This window comes from Marinobacterium sediminicola, assembly GCF_022343685.1.
In the GTDB taxonomy this organism is placed as follows: domain Bacteria; phylum Pseudomonadota; class Gammaproteobacteria; order Pseudomonadales; family Balneatricaceae; genus Marinobacterium; species Marinobacterium sediminicola.
The window spans coordinates 1106471-1119262 of the sequence record NZ_CP092123.1 but is presented as its reverse complement, the minus strand read 5'-3'; the positions used below and the strand labels follow the sequence as shown (position 1 = coordinate 1119262).

Annotated in this window: 12 protein-coding genes; all 12 read right to left on the bottom strand. The window is 58.9% G+C overall.

Translation table 11 applies throughout. From position 1 onward, the window contains the following. Positions 1-9 precede the first annotated feature (9 nt). On the bottom strand, positions 10-1092 hold the full coding sequence (gene mraY / locus LN244_RS05230) for a phospho-N-acetylmuramoyl-pentapeptide-transferase (protein ID WP_239041793.1): 1083 nt from the start codon (positions 1090-1092) through the stop codon (positions 10-12). A gap of 4 nt (positions 1093-1096) precedes the next feature. Continuing rightward, positions 1097-2470 carry a UDP-N-acetylmuramoyl-tripeptide--D-alanyl-D-alanine ligase gene (locus LN244_RS05225; RefSeq protein ID WP_239041792.1) on the bottom strand — a complete coding sequence of 458 codons (1374 nt, stop codon included), beginning with the start codon at positions 2468-2470 and terminating at the stop codon, positions 1097-1099. Then, on the bottom strand, positions 2467-3981 hold the full coding sequence (locus LN244_RS05220) for a UDP-N-acetylmuramoyl-L-alanyl-D-glutamate--2,6-diaminopimelate ligase (RefSeq protein WP_239041791.1): 1515 nt from the start codon (positions 3979-3981) through the stop codon (positions 2467-2469). The genes LN244_RS05225 and LN244_RS05220 overlap by 4 nt, the downstream gene beginning before the upstream one ends. Then, entirely contained in the window at positions 3978-5696 is a 1719-nt protein-coding gene (locus LN244_RS05215) for a peptidoglycan D,D-transpeptidase FtsI family protein (protein WP_239041790.1), read from the bottom strand. The genes LN244_RS05220 and LN244_RS05215 overlap by 4 nt, the downstream gene beginning before the upstream one ends. Next, a complete protein-coding gene (ftsL, locus tag LN244_RS05210) occupies positions 5683-6096 on the bottom strand; it encodes a cell division protein FtsL (protein WP_239041789.1) in 414 nt (137 codons plus the stop codon). The genes LN244_RS05215 and ftsL overlap by 14 nt, the downstream gene beginning before the upstream one ends. Beyond that, positions 6093-7031: a 16S rRNA (cytosine(1402)-N(4))-methyltransferase RsmH gene (rsmH, locus tag LN244_RS05205; protein ID WP_239041788.1), complete on the bottom strand. Its 939-nt coding sequence runs from the start codon at positions 7029-7031 to the stop codon at positions 6093-6095. The genes ftsL and rsmH overlap by 4 nt, the downstream gene beginning before the upstream one ends. Positions 7032-7052: 21 nt before the next feature. Further along, on the bottom strand, positions 7053-7505 hold the full coding sequence (mraZ, locus tag LN244_RS05200) for a division/cell wall cluster transcriptional repressor MraZ (RefSeq protein ID WP_239041787.1): 453 nt from the start codon (positions 7503-7505) through the stop codon (positions 7053-7055). Between the two features lie 463 nt (positions 7506-7968). Beyond that, positions 7969-9621: an electron transfer flavoprotein-ubiquinone oxidoreductase gene (locus LN244_RS05195; protein WP_239041786.1), complete on the bottom strand. Its 1653-nt coding sequence runs from the start codon at positions 9619-9621 to the stop codon at positions 7969-7971. Then, positions 9618-10271, bottom strand: a complete 654-nt coding sequence (locus LN244_RS05190; RefSeq protein WP_239041785.1) for a TetR family transcriptional regulator — start codon at positions 10269-10271, stop codon at positions 9618-9620. Before LN244_RS05190 ends, LN244_RS05195 begins: the two co-directional genes overlap by 4 nt. A gap of 12 nt (positions 10272-10283) precedes the next feature. Further along, positions 10284-11039 carry an SDR family NAD(P)-dependent oxidoreductase gene (locus LN244_RS05185; RefSeq protein ID WP_239041784.1) on the bottom strand — a complete coding sequence of 252 codons (756 nt, stop codon included), beginning with the start codon at positions 11037-11039 and terminating at the stop codon, positions 10284-10286. Between the two features lie 64 nt (positions 11040-11103). Then, entirely contained in the window at positions 11104-12309 is a 1206-nt protein-coding gene (locus LN244_RS05180) for an acetyl-CoA C-acyltransferase (protein WP_239041783.1), read from the bottom strand. An 11-nt stretch (positions 12310-12320) separates the two neighbouring features. Further along, positions 12321-12791, bottom strand: coding sequence for a MaoC family dehydratase (locus LN244_RS05175; protein ID WP_239041782.1), 471 nt, complete (start codon positions 12789-12791; stop codon positions 12321-12323). Position 12792 lies beyond the last annotated feature (1 nt).

The following is a 12792-nucleotide window of genomic DNA, read 5'->3' as shown; positions in this document are numbered from 1 at the left end:
GCTCTCCTGTTACCGAATCTTCAACGAGGCAAGACCGATCAGCACCAGTACGACGGTGATGATCCAGAAACGCACGATTACACGCGGCTCAGGCCAGCCCTTGAGTTCGAAGTGGTGGTGGATCGGCGCCATGCGGAAGATGCGGCGACCGGTCAGTTTGAACGAAGCCACCTGCAGAATGACCGAGATCGTCTCCATCACGAACACACCGCCCATGATGACCAGCACCAGCTCCTGACGCACAATCACGGCGATCACGCCCAAAGCAGCCCCCAGAGACAGCGCCCCAACGTCGCCCATGAACACCTGTGCCGGGTAGGTGTTGAACCAGAGAAAGCCCAGTCCGGCCCCTACTATGGCACCGCAGAAGATGATCAGCTCACCGGAGCCCGCCACATAAGGAATGTGCAGATAGTTGGCGAACTGCACATGTCCACTGAGGTAGGCGAACACTGCCAGTGCCCCCGCAACCATTACCGTTGGCATGATCGCCAGGCCATCCAGTCCATCGGTCAGGTTGACCGCATTGGAGCTGCCGACAATGACGAAGTAGGTGAAGACTACAAAGAAGATCCCCAGGTCGAGCGCCACGTCCTTGAAGAACGGTACAATGAGCTGAGTCTCGACCGGTGACTGGGCCGTCATGTACAGCACCACGGCCGCGCCGATACCGCCGATGGATTGCCAGAAGTACTTCCAGCGCGCAGGCAAACCGCGAGGATTCTTCTCGACCACCTTGCGCCAGTCATCCACCCAGCCGACGGCCCCAAAGATCAGTGTCACGATCAACGTCACCCAGACATAGCGGCTGCTCAGGTCACTCCACAGCAACGTGCTGATGGCGATCGACAGCAGGATCAGGGCGCCCCCCATCGTCGGCGTCCCCGCCTTGCTCAGATGAGACTGGGGACCATCGTCACGCACAGCCTGACCGATCTGTTTCTCTTTCAGCCTGCGTATAAGCCAGGGACCGAGAAACAGGGAGATACCGAGGGCCGTAAGAATACCCATGATGCCGCGCAGGGTAATGTAGCGGAACACTCCGAAACCGGTATGAAACTGTGACAGGAAGTCGGCTAATAGCAAAAGCATGGTATCAGTGGTCCCCTTCCAGCAGGCCAGCAACGACCCTGTCCATCTGCGCGCTGCGCGAGCCCTTGACCAGAATGATGGTTTCGGGTGCCAGCAGTGTTTTCAATCGCTCAATCAATGTCTTCTGTTCCATAAAATGTTCAGCCCCCACCTTCAGCGAGGTGTAGGCATCCGCCGCAGCCTGCATCTTGGGACCGGTCACCAGCAGGCGCTCAATGCCACGCTCGGCAGCATAATGCCCAACTTCGGCATGCAGGCGAGGAGATTCCTCACCCAGTTCAGCCATATCACCCAATACGAGAATCCGTTCGCCGGACAACTGTGCCAGCAGATCGGTTGCCGCCTTGATCGCATCCGCATTGGCGTTATAACTGTCGTCAATCACCAGGGCGCCGCTCTTCAAACGGTGTGGGCTCAAACGACCGGCCACCGGCGTAAACCGGTCCAGCACGCCGGATATCTGTGGCAAAGGCATCCCCGCAGCAACCCAGGCAGCCGCTGCTGCAGTTGCATTGGCAACGTTATGTCGACCCAGAATCTTCAGGTTCACCGGTAGCTGATCGGTGCCATCATCCAGCACGAATCGCCAGCTGCCATCGTCATTCATCTCCAGATGGCTGGCACTGATATCCGCAGCACCATTCTCCACCCCAAAGGTAAAGACCCTGCGCTTGAGTCGGTGCAACCGCTCAATCCAGACCGATGCATGAGGCGAATCCAGATTAACCACTCCGACACCGCCTTCGCGCAAGCCACCAAAAATCTCGCCTTTGGCCCGCACCACGCCTTCAAGACCACCAAAGCCTTCAAGATGAGCACCCATGGCATTATTCAGGATCGCCACGTCCGGCTGTGTACAAGAAACCGTTCTGGCGATCTCGCCCTGAGCACTGGCGCCCAGTTCGATGACCGCCGATCTGTGCTCGGGCGTCAGACGCAGCAAAGTCAGCGGTGCACCGATCTCGTTATTGAGATTTCCCTCGGTCGCCAGTACTTCGCCCTTGGTCGCCAGCAGCCCCGCCAGCATTTCTTTCACGGTGGTCTTGCCACCACTGCCGGTCACGGCAAAAACCGGTGCGCGGAACAGCGAGCGGTTATAACCGCCCAGCTGTCCCAGCGCTTTTAAGGTGTCGGTGACAACCAACTGGGGCAGTCGGGTATCGACCCTGTGGTCCACCACAACCGCCGCAGCCCCCTTCAACTCGGCAGCACCGACAAAATCGTGCCCGTCAAAATTCGGGCCCTTCAGCGCCACAAAAAGATCGCCCGGCGCCAGAAGACGGCTGTCGGTCACGACTCGTTGCAACGTACAGTTTTCACCCAGCTGCTGCGCACCCAGCACCTGCTGGAGCTCATTCAGCTCGAAGGCGCGCATCATACATCAGCTCCTTCCTGCAATACATGCCAAGCCTGTTGACAGTCATCAAAAGGCTCCTTGACTCCATTGATCTCCTGCCAGCGCTCATGCCCCTTGCCTGCAATCAGCACCAGATCTTCGGCCGCAGCCTGATCAATCGCCCAACGGATGGCCGCTGCTCTATCGGCCTCTACATGAACGGCGGCTTCTGGACTCACGCCTGCCAGAATGTCGGCAATAATGGCAGCCGGGGACTCTGAACGAGGGTTGTCACTGGTAACCACCAGTTGATCGGCCAGTTCAGAGACGATTCGCCCCATTTCCGGACGTTTACCGGCATCGCGATCACCGCCACACCCAAACACACATATCAGCCTCCCCTCGGAGGGACGATGCAAACGCAGCGCCTGCAGCGCCTGGGCCAGTGCGTCAGGGGTGTGCGCAAAATCCACCACTACCGACGGCGCGTGTGCAACGACTGGAAGAGCCTGCATCCGCCCCGCCACGGGCTGAACCTTGCCCAGCACATCAGCCACCTGCGCCAGTGGATACTCCATCAACTGCAACAAAGTGGCGCAGAGCAACAGGTTGCTGACATTGAAGCTGCCCATCAGTGACGTTTTAACTGCTGCGCATTCATCACCGACCCGCAGCGCGAATTCTGCCCCTTCGGGACCAAACGCCAGCCCTTCGACCCTGACGTCTGCCCCCGGCTCACTCAACCCGAACCCCTCGACCCGAGCCTGTACCGGCTGCAGTTGTTGCCAGAGCGTTCGACCGAACACATCATCCAGGTTGATCGCCTGCAGGGCCGGCATATGATCCACGAAGAGCTTGGCCTTGGCGTCTCCATAGGCCGCCATATCACCGTGATAATCCAGATGATCGCGGGTCAGGTTTGTAAAACCGGCCGCGACAAAGCGCATACCGGCCACGCGCTGCTGATCCAGCGCATGACTGGACACCTCCATCACCACGTATTCCGCGCCCGCCTGCTTCAGTTCGGCCAGCAAGGCCTGCAGGGCAATCGCATCCGGCGTGGTATGGGTTGCCGGCTTGAGGTCTTGCAGAAAACCGTTACCGAGCGTGCCGATAACCGCTGCTCGATGACCCAGCAATTCCAGCGCCTGTGCCAGATAATTGCTGCACGAGGTTTTGCCGTTGGTACCGGTAACACCGATCACCTTCAGGTGCTGACTGGGGTTGCCATAAAAACGACTGGCCACCTCTCCGACGACCGCGTCCAGTCCCTGTACTTCCAGCAATGGCACCTTGATCCGGGCACGCTCAGCGCCCGTCAGCTCACCCTCTTCAACCACAACCGCGACCGCACCTTTCTGCTGAGCGTCCGCGATGAAATCAGCACCGCGACAGGAGACGCCGCTGCGGGCGAAAAACAGATCACCCGGCTTTACCTGACGACTGTCCAGGGTCAGCCCGGACACCACTACCGGCCTATCAACGGGCAAAGCCGCGAGCGTCGAAGACGCCTGCGGCAGCAGTGTTAACAGGGACTGTGTATAGATACTCATTGCATCGCCACCTGTGAAGACGCGGGTTCAGGCCATTTGTCCGGCGGCACGTTAAGCAACCTCAACGCCCCGCCCGCAATTCGGGAAAAAATCGGCGCCGCCACCAAACCGCCGAAATATTCCTGCCCTTTGGGGTTATCCACCATGACGGCAATCACGAATCGCGGATTGCTGATCGGGACAACCCCTGTAAAAACGGAGACATATTTGTCATCGGCATAGCCACCGCCACTGGCCTTGTGCACGGTGCCGGTCTTGCCTCCTACACGGTAACCTTCAACAGCCGCACGCCTGCCTGTACCCGCTGGACCGATGACGGTTTCCATCATTTCCAGCACCTGAGGCGCAATACCCGGCGGCATCACTCGAGTCCCGGCCGTGGGCTGAGTCTGCTTGAGCAAGGTTACCGGTCTAAAAATCCCGTCCGCGGCCAAGGGCACATAGGCCTGGGCCAGCTGCAGCAGAGTCGTGGACAGACCATATCCGTAGGACATGGTGGCCCGCTCCACGCGCTGACGTTCATTCAGATAAGGCAGGACACCTGTGCGCTCACCGGGAAAACCGGTACCGGTGTCCTTACCCAGCCCCACATTGAACAGCAGATTGCGTACCGCATCCGGTTCCATTTCCAGTGCCAGCTTGGTGACCCCGACGTTACTGGACTTGGTGATAATACCGGTCAGGTCCAGCTCGCCATAATTGCGGTGGTCCTTGATGCTGGCACCTGAAACCCGGATAAAGCCGGGTGAGGTGTCAATGACTGAATCACCGGTATAGTCGCCGCTCATCATGGCCGCGGCCACGGTAAATGGCTTGATGGTCGAACCGGGTTCAAACAGATCGGTCAACGCCCGGTTGCGCAGCGCCGACGTATTCAGCCCTGAACGGTCATTGGGGTTATAGGACGGCTGATTGACCAGTGCCAGAACTTCACCCGTGTGGGCATCCAGCACGACAGCTGAACCCGAATCCGCCCTGTGCGCTTCCACTGCCGCTTTCATCTCACGGTAAGCCATGTACTGGACACGCAAATCGATACTCAGCTGCAGGTCGTTACCGGGATCGGCATCCTGTAGTGAACGAATATGTTTGACGGTACGTCCCACGCGATCCTTGAGTACCAGCTTGCGCCCTGGCTCGCCACGCAGGCTGTGGTTATAGGCCAGCTCCAGCCCTTCCTGGCCTTCACCATCAACGTTGGTGAAACCGACCAGATGGGTACTCACCTCGCCTGACGGGTAATAGCGCTTGTATTCACGATCGACATGGATGCCGGTAACCCCCAGTGCCTCGACCTTCTCGGCCAGTTCCGGAGTCACCTGACGCTTCAGATAAAGAAAACGGCGCTCACGGTTGGCCGTCAGCTCTGCCTTGATGTCATGCGGACGCTTCCCCAGCAACTGAGCCAGCCGAGTCAGCCCCGCATGCTGGAGGTCGGTTTTCAGGGGGTCGGCCCAGATGGTTGCCACCGGCGCGCTGACGGCCAGTGGTTCGCCGTTGCGATCACTGATCAGCCCACGGTGTGCAGGAATGAGCATGGTACGCAGAGAACGCGCATCACCCTGACTGCGCAGAAAATCCTGATCGTTGGTGTAAAGCGAGAAAAGCTTGGAGGTAATGGCCGCCACGATCAGGGCGAGCAACACCACAACCAGCCAGATGCGCCAGCCGCGCGCCGCTTGATTCTGAATGTCACTCGCTTTATCGCTGCTCATGGCGGACGATCTCGATCGCTTCGGTTGCAGGTACTACCATGTTCATCTTGTCCGCGGCCACGGCTTCAACCCGATGATGCGCGGACCATACACTCTGCTCCAGCAGGTACTGTCCCCATTCGACCTGTAGTTCATCCCACTGCTGTACCAGCACCTGATGCTGGTTAAACAGACGGCGATACTCATAGGCCGAGAAAATGACCGCCATGGCACTTCCCATCACCATCAGCGTCAGCAGCAGCGTGGTCGCCGCCGGAACAAGCAGCTCGCTACCACTCAGCATCCGTGCAGGCTGCGCCCTTTCCCTTGGCGCCACTCGCCATTGCGGCAGCTTGCCCTTAAGCGTCTGCGCCCACTGTCCAATGTCGGGGCGCTTAACCTCGAACCGAGGACGTTTCATGCCAGCTTGATAGCCGCACGCATGACGGCACTGCGTGCACGAGGGTTCTGATTCAGTTCATCCTTGCCCGCACGTATCGCCTTCCCGGCCGATTTCAAACGCCGCTTCAGCATTGCATCCGTGACCGGCACACCCGGCGGAATATGCTCATCCCCTTTCACATGACGGCGGATGAAGCGCTTAACAATTCGATCTTCCAGCGAGTGGAAGCTGATCACCACCAGCCGACCACCCGGCGCCAGCACCTCCAGCGCCTGATCCAGACAAGCTTCAACATCAGCCAGTTCGCGGTTGATATGAATGCGGATGCCCTGAAAAGCACGTGTTGCCGGGTGCTTGCCTTTTTCCCAGCGAGGGTTGGCTTCGGAAATGATTTTGGCCAAACGCGCCGTGGTCGTGATCGGTTCCTGTTCACGCTCGGCGACGATAGCCCTGGCCATACGGCGGGAGAAACGCTCTTCACCGTACTGGTAAATCACATCGGCAATTTCGGTTTCAGACGCTCGGTTAACCCAGTCAGCAGCACTCTCTCCGGACGTGGTGTCCATACGCATATCCAGAGGACCGTCGTTGAGGAAGCTGAAGCCGCGCTCGGGATCATCCAACTGGGGAGAGCTGACACCCAGATCCAGCAGTACGCCACTGACCTTACCCATCATCCCGCGCTGCTCAACAAACGACTGCAACTGGGCAAAGGAGCCGTGCTCGATACTGAAACGGGGCTCGTCCGCAAAACGGACATGCGCATGACGAATCGCTTCCGGATCCTTGTCGATCGCCATCAGATGGCCGTTGTCCGACAACTGCTCAAGCACCAGCGCACTGTGACCACCTCGACCAAAGGTGCCATCGATATAAAAGCCGTCCGGATCCTGGACCAGTTCCTTGACCGCTTCATTAAGCAGCACGGTAATGTGACTGAATGTCTGACTCATGTTGATCCGTCGTTATGTCCGTTAAAGCGAAAGGCTCTGCAATTCAGGCGGGATATCATCTTCATCGTCCACCTGCAGATACTCATCGCGCGTGCTGTTCCAGAGCTCTTCACTCCAGATTTCGAATTTATTCCCCTGACCAAGCAAAACGACCTTCTTGTCGAGCCTGGCGTAGTCACGCAAAGGTGCCGGCAATAACATGCGTCCATTCGCATCCAGCTCCAGGTCCGTCGCATGCCCGGTCAGCAATCGCTGGATACGCCGTACCGCCTTGTTGAAACTGGGTAACGCATCGATCTTGGCCTGGATTTCATCCCATTCGGGCTGTGGGTAAAGCAGCAGGCACCGATCTTCAGTATCAATCGTGACGACCATTTTACCGCCACAATGCTCCCGCACCGAATCGCGATAGCGAGCCGGCAGGGCCATACGGCCTTTGGCATCGAGATTGATCGGATTCACTCCGCGGAACATTATTCCCACCGCAGCACCCAAAATTACCCACTTTTATCCACTTTTTCCCACTAGGCGACACTATAGGTAGTAAGCACAGTAGATGCAAGGTGATGTAAAGTCCGGGTGACAATTAAGCAGCGCCGAAATCACAAACCAATCAATAAAAAATATTCTTTATTAACAATGTATTAGATAGAAAGGCAGACATCATGAATCATGCAGGGGGGAGGAGTGTAACAGAGTGGAACAACATGATTTTCACTAATGTAACAATGGCTGTTTTAAACGAAGACGGGCATCTCATCGCATTAAATCAATCGTTTAAAAGCTCTACCTCTGACGGGACGAAGGAGCATACACCAGAATATTCATAATGGGATTTTCTGGAAATAAAAAAGGAGTCCCAAATAACGGCTGCATCAGCGTCTCAGTGGACAGCAGGAAACGAAAAGGGGTGCCAAAAGGCACCCCTGAGAATCGTTTACATGTTCGGATAGTTCGGCCCCCCCGCTCCTTCCGGCACCACCCAGGTGATGTTCTGGGCCGGGTCCTTGATGTCGCAGGTCTTGCAGTGAACGCAGTTCTGGCCGTTGATCTGGAACTGGGGTCCGTTTTCACCCTCCACCACTTCATATACCCCCGCCGGGCAGAAGCGCTGTGCCGGTTCGGCAAACATCGGCAGGTTCTGGCTGATCGGGATGCGGGCATCCTTCAGCTGCAGATGGCAGGGCTGGTCTTCCTCATGGTTGGTATTGGACAGGAATACCGATGAGGGCTTGTCGAAGGAGAGCACGCCATCCGGTTTGGGATAGTCGATCTTCGGGGACTGGTCCGCCGGTTTCAGCTGGGCGTAATCATGTTCGGTGTCATGCAGCGTGACCGGAATCTTGCCGCCAAACCAGTTCTGATCCACATAGTTGAACGCACCGCCCAGCCAGGTGCCCAGTTTGTGCATCGCCGGACCGAAATTGCGCGAGCGGTAGAGCTCGTCGTACAGCCAGGACGCCTTGAACGCATCGGTGAAAGCGGACAGATCACGCCCTCCCTCATCACCGGCCAGCAGGGCTTCGGCCACCGCTTCCGCGGCCAGCATGCCGGATTTCATCGCGGTATGCGTACCCTTGATCTTGCTGAAGTTCAGCGTTCCGGCATCACAGCCCAGCAGCAGCGCACCGGGCATGGTCATCTTCGGCAGTGCATTGAAGCCGCCCTTGGCGATGGCACGGGCGCCATAGGACACACGCTTGCCACCCGCCAGCACGCGGCTGATCTCGGGGTGGTGCTTCATGCGCTGGAACTCGTCAAACGGGCTCAGCCAGGGGTTGGCATAGTTCAGGTCGGTGATCAGACCCACCACCACCTGGTGGTCATCGGTGTGGTAGAGGAAGAAACCGCCACTGGCGCCGGATTCGGTCAGCGGCCAGCCGGAACCGTGCACCACCAGACCGGGCTGATGCTTCGCCGGGTCGATGTCCCAGAGCTCCTTGATGCCGATACCGTAGTGCTGGGGGTCCGCATCCTGATCCAGCTTGAAGCGGCTGATCAGCTGTTTGCCCAGATGCCCTCGACAGCCTTCAGTAAACAGGGTGTATTTGGCATGCAACTCCATGCCCGGCATGTAGTTGGGGCCCTGCTCACCCGCGGCGGTCACGCCCATATCGCCGGTGGCGATTCCTTTAACGCTGCCATCCTCGTGATAGAGCACCTCGGCAGCGGCAAAGCCCGGGAACACCCCCACGCCCAACCCCTCGGCCTGCTCCGCCAGCCAGCGACAGACATTGCCCAGGCTGACGATGTAGTTGCCGTCATTGTGCATCGGCTTGGGCACCAGCGCATTGGGCAACGCGGTCACGCGTTCGGCATCCTTGAGCATCACCACACGGTCGGCGGTCACCGCCGTATTCAGCGGTGCCCCCAGCTCTTTCCAGTCGGGAAAAAGCTCATCCAGCGCCCTGGTTTCCATCACCGCGCCGGACAAAATATGGGCCCCCACTTCAGAGCCCTTTTCAACCACACAGACGGTCAGTTCCTGCTCGTTGGACTGCGCCAGCTGCATCAGGCGGCAGGCCGCGGACAGACCGGCAGGGCCGGCCCCCACGATGACCACATCAAATTCCATCGATTCACGACTCATACTTCACATACCTCATCATCGACAGAGTCGGGAACAGGCTGTAACGCACTCAGACTGGCGATCACCGTATCCACAAACACGTCTGCATTACTTGAAATCGAAAAAAAATCGGCCCGCTGCAGCCAGCTGGTCACGAAGCCGTCAATCATCGCCTTGATCAGCCAGGATGCGGCCTCGGGATCGATGTTGACGGGCAGCTGCCCCCGCCGGATTGCATTGCGGATCACACTCAGCCTGCGCTGGTGCTGATAGTGCATGAAGGCCGCCACGGGGTCGGACACCTCGCGCTCGCCCATGCCGGAGCTTTCACGGATGAACATCAGCATCATCCGTCGGAAGCTGGCGTCATGCTCGATCCGGCTGAGCAGCGTCACCAGCAGCTGACGCAGCTTGCCCAGCGGGTCCTGTTCCTGATCGGACAGGCAGGCATCGCTGAGCGCCTTGAAGGGCCGGGAATAGTGTTCGCTGATTGCCTCGAACAGATCCCACTTGTTCTTGAAGTGCCAGTAGATCGCCCCGCGGGTGAAGCCGGCTTCCCGGGCAATATCACTCAACCGGGTCGCCGCCACGCCCTGTTCGGAAAACAGCTCAAGGCCCTTCTCCATGATGGCCAGGCGCGTGGCTTCAGCTTCTTCGCGGGTACGACGCATGACACACTTACCTCAGGAGGTGATGGAACCACCGTTGAGCGGCAGCACCTGACCCGACATCCAGGAGGCCTCACGCGACGCCAGATAGGCCACCGCAGCACCCACGTCTTCCGGTGTTCCGGTACGACCCACGGCAGTCGCCTTGGCATACTCGGCATAGTCACCGAAGTTGTTCATCGTGCCCAGCGATACTGCATTGGCCGTGATGCCCTTGCGTCCAACCTCATGGGCCAGATGACGCATGAAACCCAGCGCAGCCGACTTGGCAGCCGCATAGTTGGTCAGGCCAAACTGCAAGCCCTGACGCCAGGATTCGGAACTGATAATGATGATGCGACCAAAGCCCTGCTCCACCATGCCATCAACGACACGGCGGGTCAGACCCAGAATGGCGCGCAGGTTGAGGTCCAGCTGGCGCTCAAAATCCTCGTCGGCCAGATCCTTGAAGTGACGCAATGAATCCGGCATGCCCGGCGGGACACCGGCGTTATTAACCAGAATACTGACCGGCCCGTACTCGCGTTCGGCGGTGGCCACGATGCTTTCACGTACCTCGGCATCAGTGATATCACCCGGTGCAGCGCAGACGTCAAAGCCTTCTTCACGCAGCTGAGCCACGGCGTTCTCGGCACGCTCGGCGTAATAGTCGTTGATCACGACCTTGGCCCCCTGAGTCGCCAGCGCACGGGCAACACCCAGCCCCATTCCCTGGCCGGCACCGGTCACCAGTGCCACCAGGCCTTCAAGTTCAAACAATTTCTGGCTCATGTTCTTGTCCTTGTATCAGAGCGTTTTCAAGACAGGGCGCCCCGCAGGACGCCTATGCTGTCGATCAGGGGCAGACTTCGAACAGGCCCGCTGCGCCCATGCCACCACCGATGCACATGGCGATGACGACATACTTGACGCCACGACGACGGCCTTCGATCAACGCATGACCCACCATGCGCGCGCCGGACATGCCGAACGGATGGCCGATGGAGATGGCCCCACCATTCACGTTCAGGCGATCATTGGGGATGCCCAGCTTGTCGCGGCAGTACAGCACCTGACTGGCAAAAGCTTCGTTGATCTCCCACAAACCCACATCGTCCACTTTAAGGTTGAAGCGCTCCAGCAGCTTGGGAATGGCATAGACCGGGCCGATACCCATCTCTTCCGGCTTGCAGCCGGCCACGGCGATGCCCTTGTAGATGCCCAGCGGCGCGATACCACGGCGATCCGCTTCTTCACGGCTCATCAGCAAGGCAGCGGAGGCACCGTCGGAGAACTGGGACGCGTTACCGGCGGTGACATGCTTGCCTTCCACGATCCACTGACCGTCCTTCCACACCGGCGCCAGTCCGGCCAGGCTTTCGTAGGTCGTTTGCGGACGGTTGCACTCGTCACGATCCGCCACCACTTCCTTATGACCGGCCGGCTTGCGGTCGGCATCGAACACCAGCTGCTGAGCCGTCAGCGGTACGATCTCGTCATCGAACAGACCCGCTTCCTGCGCGGCAGCGGTGCGCTGCTGGCTCTGCAGGGCATAACGATCCTGTTCCTCACGGCTGATGCCATAACGCTCGGCCACGATCTCGGCGGTTTCGATCATCGGAATGTAGGCGCTGGGCACCACTTCCTTCACCGCCTCGGACTGGGCGCGATAGGTATTCTTGTGCTTGGTCTGGGTCAGTGACAGCGACTCGACGCCACCGGCGATGGCCACGTTCATTTCACCGGCCATAATGCTCTTGGCCGCCACCCCGATGGTCATCAGACCGGAGGCACACATGCGGTCCAGCGCCATCCCCGGCACCGTATCCGGCAGACCGCCGGTGTACGCGCACAGACGGCCGATGTTGTAGGCCTGGGTGCCCTGCTGCACCGCCGCGCCCATGATCACGTCTTCCACCGCTTCCGGTTCGATACCGGCGCGCTCAACAACAGCACGGACCACATGGCCACCCAGCACCGGGGCTTCGGTATCGTTGAAGGAGCCGCGGAACGACTTGGTCAGCGCGGTACGCGCCGTGGATACAATGACTGCTTCGCTCATCTCGATTCTCCTTACTGAGCCGGATTGAAGGTGTAACGGCTGATGGTGTCGATGACGCAACCCGGACGGTCACTGCCTTCGATCTCGACGGTCACGCGCACGGTGGCCTGCACCGCCTGTTTGATCGCTTCCACGGCGATCACTTCACCGCGGCCACGGATGCGACTGCCCACCGGCACCGCCGCCGGGAAGCGCACCTTGTCGCAGCCGTAGTTGACGCCCATCTGCAGGTTTTCCACGGCCATCAACTGCGGCAGAAACAGGTTCACCAGCGACAGAGTCAGATAGCCGTGGGCGATGCATTTGCCGAAGGGACCTTCGGCGGCTTTCACCGGATCGACATGGATCCACTGGTGGTCACCGGTCGCCTCGGCAAAGAGATTGATCCGCTCCTGGGTGATCTCCAGCCACTCGCTGCAGCCCAGATCCATCCCTTCGGCGGCCAGCAGCGACTCGGCGCTGCTGAATGTCTGGTTTGCCATC

Excerpts from the sequence above, each read along its gene's own strand:
- rsmH (WP_239041788.1), bottom strand. The coding sequence starts at position 7,031 with ATGAGTCAGACATTCAGTCACATTACCGTGCTGCTTAATGAAGCGGTC.
- LN244_RS05215 (WP_239041790.1), bottom strand. The coding sequence starts at position 5,696 with ATGAGCAGCGATAAAGCGAGTGACATTCAGAATCAAGCGGCGCGCGGC.
- mraY (WP_239041793.1), bottom strand. The coding sequence starts at position 1,092 with ATGCTTTTGCTATTAGCCGACTTCCTGTCACAGTTTCATACCGGTTTC.
- ftsL (WP_239041789.1), bottom strand. The coding sequence starts at position 6,096 with ATGAAACGTCCTCGGTTCGAGGTTAAGCGCCCCGACATTGGACAGTGG.
- LN244_RS05195 (WP_239041786.1), bottom strand. The coding sequence starts at position 9,621 with ATGAGTCGTGAATCGATGGAATTTGATGTGGTCATCGTGGGGGCCGGC.
- LN244_RS05185 (WP_239041784.1), bottom strand. The coding sequence starts at position 11,039 with ATGAGCCAGAAATTGTTTGAACTTGAAGGCCTGGTGGCACTGGTGACC.
- LN244_RS05175 (WP_239041782.1), bottom strand. The coding sequence starts at position 12,791 with ATGGCAAACCAGACATTCAGCAGCGCCGAGTCGCTGCTGGCCGCCGAA.
- LN244_RS05220 (WP_239041791.1), bottom strand. The coding sequence starts at position 3,981 with ATGAGTATCTATACACAGTCCCTGTTAACACTGCTGCCGCAGGCGTCT.
- LN244_RS05180 (WP_239041783.1), bottom strand. The coding sequence starts at position 12,309 with ATGAGCGAAGCAGTCATTGTATCCACGGCGCGTACCGCGCTGACCAAG.
- LN244_RS05225 (WP_239041792.1), bottom strand. The coding sequence starts at position 2,470 with ATGATGCGCGCCTTCGAGCTGAATGAGCTCCAGCAGGTGCTGGGTGCG.
- mraZ (WP_239041787.1), bottom strand. The coding sequence starts at position 7,505 with ATGTTCCGCGGAGTGAATCCGATCAATCTCGATGCCAAAGGCCGTATG.
- LN244_RS05190 (WP_239041785.1), bottom strand. The coding sequence starts at position 10,271 with ATGCGTCGTACCCGCGAAGAAGCTGAAGCCACGCGCCTGGCCATCATG.